The organism is Acetatifactor muris (genome assembly GCF_024623325.1).
GTDB lineage: Bacteria > Bacillota > Clostridia > Lachnospirales > Lachnospiraceae > Acetatifactor > Acetatifactor muris.
In genome coordinates, this window is sequence record NZ_JANJZD010000065.1 from 1 (window position 1) to 15,532 (window position 15,532).

The window sequence follows — 15,532 nt, forward strand, 5'->3', positions numbered from 1 at the left end:
CGTAAGCTTGATTACATATTTTCTGGGTCTTGCCATAGGAATCACCGCCGTTTTTTTCTTAGTATATACCAAAACGGCTGTATTTACCAGCATAATTTATCTATATATCAACATGTCACTACACTAGGTCAGCAATTGAATTAGACGGAAATAGTAGCGTACTAATGGAAATATATGATGTATATCAGCGATATATTCAGCAACAAATGGATAAATTAGAAACATTAGGATATTCAAAATCCTGGGCGTTAGCTGAGGGGCGATACTTGATGAAGCCTTTAGTAGAAGATATTATTTCAAAAGATGCTGCCGAACCTATTAATGAAGAGATTTTAACACAAAGAATGGCAAAGGTGAGATGCATGGTGGTGGAAGACAATGGAATTAGAAGTATAGTTTCAGCAGAAACAGTACATGAGATGCCAGAGATAAATATTTTCGAAAGTAAAATGACACAAGCGGCAGAATATTTGCTAAAGGAAATTAAAAGCGAAGCTACTTTAAATGACCTTATAGGTGTGGTTTGTGCAGATGATAATTTTTTGAACGGAGTCAAAAATATTGTTTGTAATTATGAGGCTAATAATATTCTTCATCAATATGCTATCAGCAATAAAGAAGTCAGCACAATATTGATTAGCCATAAGCAAAGACGCATTAAATTGACATATTCATTAAAAAAAGATATTTGGTATGAATTTGTACTCAGGAATAGAAGATATTCGAGTCTACTTTATATTCCTAAAAATGAATTTATAATTGACGGATTAGAGAGTGAAATAGGAGTAAAAACTTATCGAGGAATATATATAAGGAGTGATGTACCGATATATACATACATTTTGAAGATGATAGGAGTTTTTTTAAAAGAAGAAACCGATGAAAATAGATTATTGTTAGAAATATTTTTGAGCACTATTTTTGATACTGATATCTTAGAGAGAATATACTCTCCAGATGTTGATGCAAATAGGATGTTTAGGCATATGACAGAGAATGGATTTGTAAGGGTAAGTGATGAATTGCAAAAAAAGATGTGGGAGAAAGTTGACAGTGAGGAGTTTGTTCAAATTGTGCTTAGACAAAATTATTCACTTTATTCCATTCATAATTGGTCTAGAAAAGAGGAAGAACTTTAAGTGAATTGAAATTGTAGAACAGAACTACATTTTTGAAAGCAAATTTATGTGTGATTTTTCAAAGTAGATGCAAATGGGGCTATACTATTCAGATGATGGCACTGTGTCAGCAAATGCCTACATAAAAGATGAAGATTTTTGGATTACACGAAAGGCTATGGCAGAGTTTTTTGTGTAGATAAATCCGGAATTAGTAGACATTTGAAAATACATTTAATACTAAGGAATTGGATGAAAAAGTGGTAGTTGCAAAAAACGCAACTACCAGTCAGCATGGTGCAATGGAAACACACAAACTTCCGAAACTATATTTTATAATTTTGACGCAATGCGCTTGCATTTTCTATTATGATAATATTGCATAAGAATGTGCTGAATGCACCAGGATTTCTTATGCTGGACGAACCAGTGGCAAATCTGGATGACAAGCATGTGCTGAATCTAATTGATTTGCTGAGAGAACTTGCCATAAACGGAACACAGATAATAACTATAATCGAATGGCGGATGGCAAAGTATTTGCGGCGAAAATTTAGTTTCTTTCAGAATGAATATACACATTATGAACTGATTAGAAAGGGAAGTGAGAGGACGGTTATCAAGGAGAACTATTATAGTTTTGGCAAGAATGAAAGATTGAATTAGGACGGATATCCCATAAAAATAATTTTGAGAAGCGAGGGCAATCGACAGAAAGTGCGGAGAGGAAAGAAAATGACGCTTGATGAGATAAAGAAAGGTGAATCAAAAAATATAGAATTTAAAGTTCGACTTCCGGATGACAGCAAAAAGTACATGAAGTCAATTGTTGCGTTCGCAAACACATCAGGCGGAAAGCTCGTTATTGGTGTGGATGATGTAACGAAGAATATTGTAGGCGTGGAACCCAGTTCGGTCTTTCAGATTATGGACAAGATTGCCAATGCGGTTTCCGATATGTGTGCGCCGCAGATTATTCCGGATATTACTTTTCAGACTATAGAAGGGAAATGTATCGTTCAGGTAGAAATCTATCCGGGGCAGAACAGGCCGTATTACATCCGAAGCATGGGAAAGGAGAATGGGACATATATCCGGGTGGCAGGAACCAGCAGGCCAGCAGACGTGGCAGTATTAAAGGATTTGGAGTACCAGGGAGCAGGCAGGTCTTTTGATGAGCTTATCAATGTGGATACAGATTATGACGAGGAAAGTGCGCTGCAATTATGCAACGATATCAGAAAATATATTGCGCAGTCAAGAGAAATCCCTGTAGATAAGGTAAGAGAAGTAACTGCCGTTAACCTTGAAAACTGGAGAATTATAAGGAAATCCGGGGAGAGCTATCTTCCGACAAATGCTTTTATACTCCTTACAAAAAATACGTTTCGGTTTGCCAAAATACAGTGCGCATTATTCAAAGGGGAAAACAGGGCAGTGTTCGTTGACCGTAGGGAGTTTGACGGCCCTGTTTATGACCAGATAGAAGAGGCATACCAATTTGTGCTAAAGCATATCAATCTTGGAGCAACGATTGATGGAATTGTTCGGAAAGACAGATATGAGCTGCCGCCGGAAAGTATCCGTGAGGCAATCATAAACTCCGTATGCCATTGGTGCTATCTGGATCATTTCTGCGTGCAGATTGCGATTTATGATAATAGAGTAGAAATAACATCTCCAGGCATGCTGTATGGCGGATTGACAATAGAGCAGGCGATGGCAGGACGCTCGAAAATCCGCAATGTATGTATCGCAGAAGTTTTCAGCCGAATGGGGATTATTGAACAGTGGGGTACAGGGCTTCAGAGAATGATTCAGGGATGCAGGGAATATGGTGTTCGGGAGCTGGAGTTTATTGATATGGGAGATGCTTTCCGGGTAAATTTCTATCGTTCTGGCACAGAAACTGGCATAGAAAATGGGAAAACTGGCACAGAAAACACAAAAATTGGCATACAAACCAAAGAAACTGGCACAGAAATAAACCAAATGAGATTTCTAAACACTTTGTCCGAGACAGAAAGAGAGATAGTGGAATTTATAATGGAAGACCCTGGTATTACACAAAAAGAAATAGCACAAAAAATGGAGATGTCCAAAAACGGCATAAGATATGCCATGGACAAATTAAAAGACAGAGGGATTCTTGAACGGGAAGGAGCCACAAAGAGGGGGAAATGGATTATCAATAGATTGCATTAAAAACGGATAGGCTATAGCACGCTTTTTGGTACAGAATAATTTGAATTTAGCGGACATTTGAGAAATGGATATGATACTGGAAAATTGATTGGGTGGAAGTGTATGCGGAGGACAGGGTGGAAATAAGGTGGAAAATGGCAGATTTTGTGGAAGAATAGGAGATGAATGTAAAGTTGTTACGGAATTGTTAAAAAAGTTTAGTCTGTGCTTGACACCACCCTATATGGGGCATACCGGCTACAGCGCCAAAGAGAATGTGAATAGTATTGAAGTGGTACATCTTCACCGGGGGCTGCAGCTGATATTTGACGAGTCACAGAGGGAAGGGAATAACGAGATTTGGATTGATTTGTATCCCCTGACGCGGTTTCTGGCGAAACATACCCAGGCGGCGGTGAAGGTGGAGGGGACGAAGGAGTGGCGGAGGACTACGGATATTGTGGACCCGGCGGTGGAGGAGTATGAGGCACAGCAATAGCCGGGAAAAATAAAGATAGTAGCAAGCAAGGAGAGAATACTTATGCTGTATTATGGGTATTCTCTTTGCGATTATAATGTTAAAATAGTAGGGCTATATGGAAAATGAAGGAAAGTTCATTGCGAAACGGTGAGTTTCATAGTATGATAATAAAGGATAAATGTGTTTAGCATAGAGGAGAGGCAATGTTAAACAGGTGTGTTACAAGGAAACATATGATTAAGGTAGTATCCAATTATGGAGAATTTTGATAGAGGAGACATTATATGGCAAAGTCAATTCTTGAAATATATAATAATATTAGTGTACAACAATATAAAACAGACATGGGGTTTAGGGCATTAGTAGAAGGAGTACATGATAATCTGTTTGTGATTCCGGAATATCAGCGGAAGTATCGGTGGAGTAAAGTGCAAGTTGAAGATTTGGCCACATCTTTGATCAGGCAATTTCCTATACCTCCGATATACACATATCGAAATGGAAAAGGGCAGTTGGAAATTTTAGACGGGCAGCAGAGAGTAATGAGCCTGTATTTTTATTATATAGGTAAATTTTTTAAAAATGAAAAGATGAGTGTATTTGATTATCAGGAGATAGATGTGGACTCTGCGGGTAACTTTGTGGCGGCACTTGAAAAGAAATATGAAATTGTACCATCAAATTTTTATATGCAGATTGGCAATGATAAGTGTGATATTAGTTATAGAAACTTGCCGGTTGAGTTGCGTAGAAAGGTGGATTACTTAAGCATTTCTGTAGTGGAAATAAAGATTTCCGATTTGGAGAAGAAAGATGAGATACTGCATAAAATCTTTGCAAATCTGAATAATGGTGGGAAGCAACTGTCTGATCAGGAGTTGAGGAATGGAATATATCCTTGTCCTTTTAATCGGGCAATGAAAAAAATTAATGAAAATAACGAAAACTGGAGAAAATTAAGAGGGGGAATGGACGAAAAAGGTGATGATTTGGAGATGTTATATCGCCTGTCAGCATTAAAGACATATGTTGTATATGAAAAGAATGAGTACAAAATCGAGGGATATAAGTACTCAACCAAGCAGATGATTGATGATTTTGCAAAGAAATCATTTTCTTTACATGAGACAGAGATAGCAAAATATGTAGACAGTATAGAAGGCTTTATTCTCCGGTTAAATATATCAAGAAAATATTTTCAGAAGAAAACGTTGATAGAGGGGTTATATGTGGTTTATGAAAAGAGACATATACAATGTATGGTAACAGATGAAATCTGTGAAGAAATACTCAAAAAAAGATCTTTTAAGGATTCTACAGCAGGCGGAACAATATCATTACCCAATATGAATAAAAGGTGGAAAGGTATATATGACATATTATCAAAATACAATCAATGAAATGGTCAGTATAATATTGGAAAAGAAACTGCCTTATGAGAATACTATCATTATTGGAAATAACTCCAGTGGCAAGTCAGAACTTTTAAAGAGGCTTTTGCAAAAATCCGGTTTTGAACACTGGTATTTGATTGACTCTGTCAATCGATATTTTAATATTGGGCAGATATTTAAAAAGCCAGAAAAAACTGCAGATATTCAATTCTCAGAGAAAATCACAGAGCACAGGCTAAAAGAAGATAATTATAATTTGAAAGATACATTTTATTATGGAGGCGTGCCATCAGAAATAGAAAATTTTTATTTTGATTTTGAAATAGAATTAAAAAGATTGGTTAAGGATTTTTTAGGAGTAGAATTGGAAATCAGACAGTCAGAAGTAGACTTTAAATTATATTTGGATGGGATTGAATCCTGCTTTTCCAGTGGATATCAGGCATTGTTGCGCATTTTTATGGAAATGGAGTATATACGGCGAACCATGAAAACGGGTACGGTAGTGATTGACGAGATAGACGAATTCCTTTTTGCATATAATTGTGCCCGCATTTTTGAATTTCTAAGGCAGGAATATAAACATTTTACTTTTATTGTCACAACACATTCTGCAGATTTAATTGCCAAGGCTATGACAGCAAATCTTGTTTTAATGTCAGAAGGCGCGTATGAATTACTGGATGCAGGTGATTTTAACAGCGTATCTCAGGTCTATAACATTTTTAACAGTATTTTTCATGATAGAAAGGCGATGAGTGATAAAGAAATGATAGACGCAGCTTTAAGGAGATTGCTAAATAATAAAGTGGCTGGAATATGGAAAGAGGAAGACTGTAATGAACTTTTGTCTATAAAGGGTGCGATTTTGACAAAAGCCCAAAGAGTCTTGGTCAAACAAATTGAGGAGTGGTAACATGGAGGAAAACATCTATGTGTTGGATATGCCGGACTTTAAGCCTGTTTATGAACAGAATTTAGAATATGGTTACCATGGAAAACGGGGAGGCCGATTAAAACAATTGCTTTTGGACACAAGTGATTATCATTGTATGTATTGTTTTGCGTCTTTAAAGGGAGACAGAACAGATTTGGGAGAAATAGAACATTCTGTTGAAAAAACATTAAGCCACTATCTGGTTGAATGTGTACCCAATATGGCTGTTACATGTGAGAATTGCAACCAGTCGCTAAAACGCACTGGAGAAAAGCAACGAAAAGATAATATGGCACCATATATAGAAGAATTTGAAAAGAATCTAAATTGCCAGGGAACGAAATGTAAGGCATTTTGTAAGGCGTATGCCGGACTGAGGAAGCAATATTGTAAACTAAATAAATTAGTTTTACAGCCTTTTAGCGAGAAGAGCGATGTTTCTGGAATGGAATACAGATTACAATATGATATTATGAATGCGGAATTTGTTCCAAGCAAAAGATATAGTTATAACGATAAAGACATGGAAATTCTGGAATATCATATCGGACAGTTTAGATTAAATGATGTCAATTACAAAACCCGAGCATTGATGGAATTTGTAGAAGATACAATTGAGGCGGACGGAAAGTATAATAAACAGAAAAGCAGATACTCCAATTATATCGTAGATTTGTTTATTGACAAAATAAAGAATTATCCGCCAGAGAAAGTTCTAAGGATATGTGAAAAGATTTACATAAATTATCAGCTTCAACATATAACAAAGAGCTGATTATGGCCATTATGGAGTAACGCATTATTTTCTGGAGAGCAGGAAAATAGAAAGAGAGGCACTTGCTCATGGGGAATGTAGAGCAGGCTGAAGTACAGCACATGCAGGAGCGTATAGACCATCTGGAAAAGGAAAATCGATATCTGAAAGATTTGCTGGACAGAGCAGGTATTTCCTATGAGCAGACCCCCACTGAAAATCAGGCACAGGAAGATATTTTTGACTCGAACCAGGGGGCAAGAATACAGCATGTGGGAATCACAGAGGAGCTGGCGAACCGTTTCTTTTCCAGATTCTGGGGACGGCAGGACGTATACAGCAAGCGCTATGTGAAAAAAGGCACTGGGGAAGCCGGGTATTATCCGCAGTGCAATTATTTCTGGTCAGAAAAATGTCCCCGCAAGATGGGAAAGAAGATTAAGTGCAGGGACTGCAACAGCCAAAGCTGGAAGAAACTGGATATCGCTGTGCTGAAGAAGCACCTGGAGGGAAAAGCAGCAGACGCATCGGATGTGATAGGAATCTATCCATTACTTCTGGATGACACCTGCCGCTTTTTGGTTTTTGATTTTGATAATCATGAGAAGGATACAGATAAGGAATGTGCTTCAAATGCGGATGAAAAGTGGAAAGAAGAGGTGGAAGCCCTGCGGGAAATCTGCCGCCTGAATGGAATCGATGCCCTGGCCGAGCGTTCCCGTTCCGGCAGAGGCGCACATGTATGGATATTTTTTCAGAGTGCTGTTGATGCGTCCCTTGCGAGAAAGTTTGGATTTGCACTGTTGGAGAAAGGGGCGGAATCTGTCAATCTGAAGTCCTTTACGTATTATGACCGTATGCTGCCGGCACAGGATCACATTCCGGATGGCGGAAAATCGGGAAAGCCCGGATTGGGGAATCTGATTGCATTGCCCCTGCAGGGGCAGGCTTTGAAGGAGGGTAACAGCGCATTTATTGATGAGAATTGGAATGCATATCCAAACCAATGGGACGAGTTGTTCCGCAGGCAGAGGCTTTCGAAAGAATTTATGGAGGCATGTATCAAGAGCTGGCAGCCGGTGAATCCATTTGGGGAGATTATAGAAAATCAGGATAGCCAAGGGCACGAACAGCAAAGTCAAGAGCAGCAAGGACAGAAGCGGCAGAATAAGGAACGCATGAAGCCATGGGAACAAAACCGAGAGTTTCTGGCAGAAGATGTGGACGGAAAACTGATGCTGACCTTGTCGAATCTGATTTATGTGGATACATCCAATCTGAAACCAAGAATCCAGAATCGCATCAGAAAGATGGCGGCTTTTGCCAATCCGGTTTTCTATAAAAACCAGGCCATGGGACTATCCAATTTCGCAAATGGCAGATATATTTACCTTGGACAGGACGAGGGTGGTTATATCGGGATTCCACGGGGACTGCAGGAAGAACTGATTGAGAGATGTGAGAGAGCAGGGATTACATGGGAAAAGGAGGATGCAAGAGTACAGGGAAGAGGGATCCAGGTTGAATTTAACGGGCAATTGAGGGAAGCACAGGCGGTGGCGGCTGAGAAGATGTTGGAACACGAGACAGGCATTTTGAGCGCGGCCACCGCTTTCGGAAAGACTGTAGTCTGCAGTTACCTGATTGCCGCAAAGAAAGTGAGTGCATTGATTCTGCTGGAGTCCTCTTCTCTGATAGAACAGTGGCAGGAGGCGCTTGCGAAGTTCCTGATGATAGATGAAGAATTGCCGGAATACCAGACTCCATCAGGATGGGTGAGAAAACGTAAAAGTATCATCGGTAAGCTGCAAGGAGCCCATGATTCCATGACAGGGATTATCGACATCGCCATGGCAGGTTCCTTATATAAAAAAGGTGAGCTCCATCCCAGGCTGCAGGAATATGGGATGGTGATTGTAGATGAATGCCATCATGCCGCTTCGGACACCATTGTGGGCATTCTGAGGGAAGCAAAAGCAAGGTATGTGTATGGGGTCACGGCCACGCCAATGCGAGGGGACGGTTTGGAAAAGATTACTTACAGGATGATTGGGCCGGTGCGGTACAGTTATGGCGCCAGGGACATGGCAAAAGAACAGGGAATCCGGCATTTTGTCTATCCCAGGTTCACAAGGACAGTGAGTCCGCACAGGCTGGGAGAGCAGATGCATGTGAATGAAGCGTATAAGTTAATCAGAGACAACGATATGCGCAACGAGCAGATTGCAGCGGATGTAAAGTTTTGTATTGAAAAAGGAAGAAGCCCGGTAGTCCTATCCAGGTATAAGGAACATGCCAGGCTGCTGTATGAAAGATTGAGGGAATATGCGGACAGGGCATTCCTTCTTCTGGGAGACAATCCGAAAAAAGAACAAAAAAAGCTGATGGAGGAGCTGCGGCAGGTATCCCGGGAACAGTCGGTACTTCTGGTGGCTACAGGACAGCTGATTGGAGAGGGTTTCGATTATCCCAGGCTGGACACTCTTATCATGGCGACTCCGATTGCCTGGAAAGGCGTGGTAGAGCAGTATGCGGGGAGGTTGAACAGAGAATATGAGGGAAAAGAGACGGTAATTGTCTATGATTATGTGGACAGGCACATCCCGGTCTTTGACCGTATGTATGCAAAGCGGCTGCGGGCATATAAGCAGATTGGGTATGAAATCTGTACCGGGATTGAGGCAGCAGAGGCGAAGCATACAAATGCGATATTTGATATTGACAATTATGGAGCTGTTTACAGGCAGGATTTATCGGAGGTTTCAAAAGAGATTGTAATATCCAGCCCGGGGCTTCGCAGGGACAAAGTGCATCAGATGATAGAACTGCTTGGCAGACGGCAGGAAGAAGGCGTGTTGGTCACGGTTGTGACATGGCATCCGGATACTTATAAATTCGGCAGCAGTGAAGCCCGGATGAATCTGATGGAGGAGCTAAGGCAGGCAGGCTTTCAGGTTCGGCTTGTAGATGACAGCTGCGAACATTATACGATTATCGACAGGGAAATCGTGTGGTATGGAAGCGTGAGCTTTCTTTCTAAGGAGGACGCGGAGGACAATCTGATGAGGGTGCGCAGCGGGAAGATTGCGGAAGAACTGTTGGAGATGACATTTGGCGGGGAGGAGAGCCCCGAGGTTTGGTGATAAATGGTGGAACGGAACTTGACTAAAAAGGTGCGCAGAGGGAAAGGCGGACGAAGTTATGTGAGTTTCGGAAAAGGTACCAGAGGTGGGTGTTGCAATTTATGCGACACCCACCTCTGGTACTTGAGAAACGTTTCAGTGGTAGATTGCCCTATGTGTCAATCAGAGTATTTGCCCAATTTTACGGGGAAGTCAAATGCAATTATGTTTCTTTTCTTAACACCCTTTTCGGAATTATGTACTCACTAAAAACGGGCTTATAAATTTACATTGCAAGCAACAGGCAAACATTTTATAATCAAGTACATAAATCAGGATTTGATAGAGAGGTAACAATAGTGAAAAACAGGATTGTTGATGAAGAGATAATACTTGTTCGGTATTATCCTAATTACAAGACCACCTTAGCCTGGTATCAGGATTTAGATTTGTGCAAACAAGTAGATAACAGAGATACCGCATATGATATGGATTTGCTAAAATGTATGTATAAAGACTTAAACAGACACGGCGATTTGTTTTATGTTATGTTAAATACAAGAACAGATTGTGCGGAGATGTGTGCTTGTAATCGAGTGGCGAGGTTAATATCGTAATAGCAAAACCTTTTCAAAACAAACATATAGGCAGACGAGTTATTAAAGGAATAATCCAGTTAGCAAAGGAGAAGCACATTTCTGAACTGCGTGCAGAGATATACTCCTTCAATATACAGTCTCAAAAAATGTTTCAACGTATTGGTTTCACCAAAGTGGATGACGAACAATATGTATTAACCGTTTAAAATTCAGTTGTGCGCCCAACAAGGACAATTAACCTAACAGATGCGGAACCTGTCTGCGAAGGTCTGGCCAACCAGCAGTAGCGAGTCTTGGGTGGCTGTCAGCAATGGCAGCTGCTAAGTGCAGACAGCGGGCAGGTAGGGCCGCAATGCGATTGAGACTCGAAATGTTACTGATCAGAGAGCTGACGTTTTAACTGGTACGGAAGCAACATCAAGCAGTTCGTAAAAGGTGGGAATAGTCAGACACTGCAGAGTCAGAGAGCCAGTCATACTTGACATTGTGGTTAGTTGTCAACTGGGGAGAGCCGGCCGCTTTTTGGAAACAAGTACGTTAATTCACGGCTACTTCCGTTTGGGGTATTCCTGCCGCATAGTGCCAAGTAAGTAATGAAAGGTGCGGAGCAGCGGGACAACGTGAGAAAGGCAGAAGCCACATCTGTCCTATTGCCAGGAAAAGACATGCATGGTTAACACATGTGAACTGCCGCAAGGGTTGTCAGTCGTGCGAGAGGTGAAAGTGGATGACATACCTTGACTAAAACAGTACGGAGCCAGGGGCATAATAATTATTATGGTATTATGTCAAATGGACAGAGAGCCCCCGGCCTACACACAGAACCTAAACATGCCATAATTTTTTTAAGCGACGGAACAATTGTGCAGCTTGTGGTGAAGAAGATACTTGAAGCGATATATGAACCAGGATTTCTGAACTGTATGTATGGATTCAGACTAAACAGGGGATGCCATGATGCGATTAGGGAAATGCACCACAGAATCCAGAATGAGTGGATAAACTATGTGGTGGACGCTGGAAAAAGTTGCCAACGTTTACTTGAGAGTAACGGCATAAGCTTAATTTTTAAAGCGGTTGTAAAGCAGGTTCGAATGGTATATACTGTTTTCAAAAGGGATACTGATATGTTTTATAGCAGGAGGATTCCGGCATGTCAATACAAACGTCTGCTCAGGAAACGATAAATGCGCTGAAGGCAATTTTCGATAAACATAAAAATGAGCGTATCTGTGTTTTGGCAACAACGTGCTGTGGCAAAACAACCTTGTTGAAGCAAATTCCTGATTGTGTAGATTTGGACGACGAATTATGGCCGCAATTAACCAAAGAGGAAGCAGAATTTATTAGCCAAAAACCATGGACGAATGAAATTGGTGACTTTATTGATAAGCTGGTCTATGAGAAAATATCGGTAAAAGTTGGGCATCCATTGTTCACTACAATTATTGTAGATTGTGATGTAGTAATATATCTTGATATCAGCGATGAATTACTGGCTGAACATTGTAAAAAACGAGGAAATAATTTTTATGATGCCCAAAATGTGAAGAATTCTATAGAAGAAGATTGGAATAATCACAGAAAAAAGGGTGGGAAAACATTTTATTATTTGACCATTACTGAATAATAAATATAAACACTTGTTTATAAGGCTGAGAAATCGGATTTACCAAAGTGGAACTTGTTTGATTCCTTCGGGAACACTTTTCCGAAAAGGGAGTTGAAATATGAAGAATCAGTTCAGACTTCGTGAGAAAATATTATATAGTGATATATTGTTTGTACCAGTTATTGTTCATGGAGATGTAAAAGCTTTGAAATAAAAGAGGGAATGGTGGATGATTCGGGAAAGCAATCGTATAGAATTAAAATCACAACTAAATGATAAAATGGAAAAAGAAATAGTAGCCTTTCTAAACAATCGTGAGGGTGGCATTCTCTATATAGGTATTGATGATGAGGGGAATCCTGTTAAAATTCAGGATATTGATTTCATGCAGTTGAAGATTGCGGATAGAATCAAGAATAATATTCTGCCATCCACACTTGGATTGTTTGATATTGTGACCGAGTACATAGAAGATATTCCAGTGACTAAGATTGTGGTATCCAGCGGCTTGGAAAAACCATATTATATAAAGAACAGAGGAATGTCGCCAAATGGTTGCTACATGAGACTGGGAACATCTACACAGCCTATGTCTACAGCACTTATAGATGAACTTTATGCAAAAAGAATTCATACAACTTTACGTAATATACCATCACCCAGACAAGATCTTACTTTTGCTCAGCTTAAGATATATTATCTGGAACGAGGACTCGAACTGAATGCAAAGTTTGCCAATAGTCTTGAATTGCTAACACCAGATGGAAAATACAATTATATAGCATATTTGCTGGCAGATGAAAATGGAGTATCTGTCAAGGTGGCAAAATATGCGGGAACTGATAAGGTGGATTTGATTGAAAACGAAGAATATGGATATTGTTCGTTGATTAAGGCCACAAATCATGTTCTGGAAAAGATGAAAATAGAGAATATTACAAAAGCGAAGGTAACCAACACAAAGAGGATTGAAAGAAATCTGGTAGAATCGGTTCCTTTGAGGGAAGCATTGATTAATGCCGTGGTCCACAATGATTTTACAAGAGAAATCCCGCCTGTTTTTGAAATTTTCAGCGATAGGATGGAATTGACTTCCTACGGAGGGCTGATTCCAGGACAGAGCAAAAAGGATTTTTTTAGCTGCAGTAGTATGCCGCGGAATAGGGAACTAATGAGGGTATTTAAGGATGTGGGGCTGGTTGAGCAGCTTGGTTCCGGAATGAGCCGTATTTTGCGGCATTATGATAAGAGCATTTTTGAGATATCCGAGCATTTTGTAAAAGTGATCTTTCCGTTCTTTATATTGGAAGAGGAAGAGAACATGGCCAATGGCGATAATAATGGCGATAATAATGGCGATAATAATGGCGATAATAATGGCGATAATAATGGCGATAATAATGGCGATAATAATGGTGTAAGGGATCTTTTGGCCTTGTTGGAAAAAGATCCATATATTACAGCCAGAGAGATGAGCATGTATACAGGGTTTAGTACTAGAAAGATTAGTCGGATTATGCGGAAACTGCGCGAAACAGGCAAGATTGTTCGAATGGGATCGCCAAGAAAAGGTTATTGGAAAATCAAGGATATAGTTGAGTGATACACCAGTGTTAAGTTAATGGCAGTCTGTTATGAGGTGAAAATGTTAGTTTGTATATTTTCAGACAAAGAATGCTGAATAGTTTGAAGATATGAAGAAGCTACTACTTGATAACAGATTAACATTAAAATATTTGAATCCCAGAAGGAGGGGAAAGTCTCTGAAGGACAGGGATACGAGATCTGGATTGCCTTATATCCACTGACCCGTTTCCTGGCGAAGCATACCCAGGCGGCTGTGAAGGTGGAGGGGACGAACAAAATCGTGGATAATTGGAAAAGCAGCCGGAAACTTTGAAGAGTTTGGAATTACAGATATCATTTCTACATATGATAAAAATGTAATTGCATTTTACTCAGTTATAAGGTAAGATGTAGTTAGAAAAGCTGTGAATCAGCGGTGGGTTGACACCTAAAATCTGATATGTTTTCCGAACGAAGGTGTCGGAGGTTGGCAGGCAACGGAAAAACCTGTTATTTTCCGGACATAGATGCCGGAGGTTGGCAGACAACAGAAAAATCAACCATGGAAAGGGAATGTTCGGTGCTGCGGCATTGACCTTCCCTTTTCAGAACAATTGGAGAGAAGTGATGATTTTTGGAGGCGAGAAGTGAAAAAAATAGCTATTATAGGTGACTATAATCAAAATGAAGAAAGCCATTATCTCATAATGGAATCCATAAAAGAAGTGGCAGAAGAAATACAGGGTGAACTAGAGGCTCAGTGGATTATGAGTGATGCATTGGATGTATCCGAGGAACATTTAAAATTATTTGATGGGTTTTGGTTTTCTCCGGGAAGCCCTTATAAGGATGCAAAGAATGTTTTGGCGGCAATTCAATATGCAAGGAAGAATAGGGTGCCTGCACTGGGTACATGTGCTGGTTTTCAGCATAGGGTTATTGAGTTCGCACGTAATGTGTTAGGTTTATATAGTGCAGATAGTGAAGAAAATGATACAGAATGTGCAGACGCTGTGATTGCAAAATTGTCATGTACATTAATGAATAAAAAAGAACAACTGGAGATACTTGAGTCCAATTCAATTTTAGCTCGAACAGTAGGCGGGGACGAATTAATTGGAGAATACCGTTGTAATTATGGGTTTAATGAAGCATATCGTAGCGCATTTCAAAACAGTGATGTGATTACAGCCATAGTTGAAACTAAAAATGGATATTTCAGAGGATTCGAATTGAAAGAACATCCATTTTTTATTGGTACTCTTTTCATTCCCCAATTAGATTTTAGGGGGGATAGTTCTTATCGGATTATTAGATCGTTTGTAAAGAGCGTTTTAGGTATGGGGGACTGAAAAAACGGCAATTTCGCAAATATCGACTCTTTTTTCGCTACTCGCATCTATTAAAATGTGGAAAGTTTTTTGTATTGCTTCTATTGAACTATTTCCATCTTCAAATCCATTACTATCTTTATATTGCTTTTCAAACCCAAGGAGAATAGATTCTCCATGTCCCGAATTTATCATATGTACTTTAAGTGACATTGTATTTATTCGCGTATAGTATTTTTAATACGAATTTTTGTGTATAAATTTATAGTTAATACCGTAAAAGCAAACACATGCTGTTGAAAAAATGGTAAACGGTAGATAGTGAGTACCTATACAAAACAAGAGCAAACCTGTATGATAGAAACAGATTTGCTCCAGTCTTTATTTCACTTCACCTTTATCAGGCTTGCGGCAATTCGCTGGCAGGCCTGGTG

General features: G+C 39.7%; 13 protein-coding genes. All 13 read left to right on the forward strand.

Going from position 1 to position 15,532, the window contains the following annotated elements; all coding sequences use genetic code 11:
* Positions 1-164: 164 nt before the first annotated feature.
* Positions 165-1,139: a hypothetical protein gene (locus NSB25_RS28100; protein WP_103242550.1), complete on the forward strand. Its 975-nt coding sequence runs from the start codon at positions 165-167 to the stop codon at positions 1,137-1,139.
* Between the two features lie 393 nt (positions 1,140-1,532).
* Positions 1,533-1,784, forward strand: a complete 252-nt coding sequence (locus tag NSB25_RS28105) for a hypothetical protein (RefSeq protein WP_103242549.1) — start codon at positions 1,533-1,535, stop codon at positions 1,782-1,784.
* A gap of 69 nt (positions 1,785-1,853) precedes the next feature.
* Positions 1,854-3,323, forward strand: coding sequence for an ATP-binding protein (locus NSB25_RS28110; RefSeq protein ID WP_103242548.1), 1,470 nt, complete (start codon positions 1,854-1,856; stop codon positions 3,321-3,323).
* A gap of 88 nt (positions 3,324-3,411) precedes the next feature.
* Positions 3,412-3,801, forward strand: coding sequence for a hypothetical protein (locus NSB25_RS28115; RefSeq protein ID WP_103242547.1), 390 nt, complete (start codon positions 3,412-3,414; stop codon positions 3,799-3,801).
* Positions 3,802-4,067: 266 nt separating this feature from the next.
* Positions 4,068-5,183 (forward strand): GmrSD restriction endonuclease domain-containing protein, encoded by a 1,116-nt coding sequence (locus NSB25_RS28120; RefSeq protein WP_103242546.1) that lies wholly within the window; start codon positions 4,068-4,070, stop codon positions 5,181-5,183.
* Positions 5,155-6,093: an OLD family protein gene (locus tag NSB25_RS28125; protein ID WP_103242545.1), complete on the forward strand. Its 939-nt coding sequence runs from the start codon at positions 5,155-5,157 to the stop codon at positions 6,091-6,093. Before NSB25_RS28120 ends, NSB25_RS28125 begins: the two co-directional genes overlap by 29 nt.
* Position 6,094: 1 nt before the next feature.
* Positions 6,095-6,889: a hypothetical protein gene (locus tag NSB25_RS28130; RefSeq protein WP_103242544.1), complete on the forward strand. Its 795-nt coding sequence runs from the start codon at positions 6,095-6,097 to the stop codon at positions 6,887-6,889.
* 68 nt (positions 6,890-6,957) lie between these two features.
* A complete protein-coding gene (locus NSB25_RS28135; protein ID WP_242982634.1) occupies positions 6,958-10,011 on the forward strand; it encodes a TOTE conflict system archaeo-eukaryotic primase domain-containing protein in 3,054 nt (1,017 codons plus the stop codon).
* Between the two features lie 637 nt (positions 10,012-10,648).
* Positions 10,649-10,795, forward strand: a complete 147-nt coding sequence (locus NSB25_RS29830; protein ID WP_242982635.1) for a GNAT family N-acetyltransferase — start codon at positions 10,649-10,651, stop codon at positions 10,793-10,795.
* A gap of 531 nt (positions 10,796-11,326) precedes the next feature.
* Positions 11,327-11,776, forward strand: coding sequence for a hypothetical protein (locus NSB25_RS30065; protein WP_330406351.1), 450 nt, complete (start codon positions 11,327-11,329; stop codon positions 11,774-11,776).
* Positions 11,743-12,219, forward strand: coding sequence for a hypothetical protein (locus NSB25_RS28150; RefSeq protein WP_103242543.1), 477 nt, complete (start codon positions 11,743-11,745; stop codon positions 12,217-12,219). The genes NSB25_RS30065 and NSB25_RS28150 overlap by 34 nt, the downstream gene beginning before the upstream one ends.
* 211 nt (positions 12,220-12,430) lie before the next feature.
* Entirely contained in the window at positions 12,431-13,804 is a 1,374-nt protein-coding gene (locus tag NSB25_RS28155; protein ID WP_103242542.1) for an RNA-binding domain-containing protein, read from the forward strand.
* 610 nt (positions 13,805-14,414) lie between these two features.
* Positions 14,415-15,119, forward strand: a complete 705-nt coding sequence (locus NSB25_RS28160; protein ID WP_172455317.1) for a glutamine amidotransferase-related protein — start codon at positions 14,415-14,417, stop codon at positions 15,117-15,119.
* Positions 15,120-15,532: the final 413 nt, after the last annotated feature.

What these genes read in the sequence shown, in the direction of transcription:
- NSB25_RS28105 (WP_103242549.1), top strand. Translation starts at nt 1,533, where the DNA reads ATGCTGGACGAACCAGTGGCAAATCTGGATGACAAGCATGTGCTGAAT.
- NSB25_RS28155 (WP_103242542.1), top strand. Translation starts at nt 12,431, where the DNA reads ATGATTCGGGAAAGCAATCGTATAGAATTAAAATCACAACTAAATGAT.
- NSB25_RS28130 (WP_103242544.1), top strand. Translation starts at nt 6,095, where the DNA reads ATGGAGGAAAACATCTATGTGTTGGATATGCCGGACTTTAAGCCTGTT.
- NSB25_RS28110 (WP_103242548.1), top strand. Translation starts at nt 1,854, where the DNA reads ATGACGCTTGATGAGATAAAGAAAGGTGAATCAAAAAATATAGAATTT.
- NSB25_RS28125 (WP_103242545.1), top strand. Translation starts at nt 5,155, where the DNA reads ATGACATATTATCAAAATACAATCAATGAAATGGTCAGTATAATATTG.
- NSB25_RS28100 (WP_103242550.1), top strand. Translation starts at nt 165, where the DNA reads ATGGAAATATATGATGTATATCAGCGATATATTCAGCAACAAATGGAT.
- NSB25_RS28135 (WP_242982634.1), top strand. Translation starts at nt 6,958, where the DNA reads ATGGGGAATGTAGAGCAGGCTGAAGTACAGCACATGCAGGAGCGTATA.
- NSB25_RS28120 (WP_103242546.1), top strand. Translation starts at nt 4,068, where the DNA reads ATGGCAAAGTCAATTCTTGAAATATATAATAATATTAGTGTACAACAA.
- NSB25_RS28150 (WP_103242543.1), top strand. Translation starts at nt 11,743, where the DNA reads ATGTCAATACAAACGTCTGCTCAGGAAACGATAAATGCGCTGAAGGCA.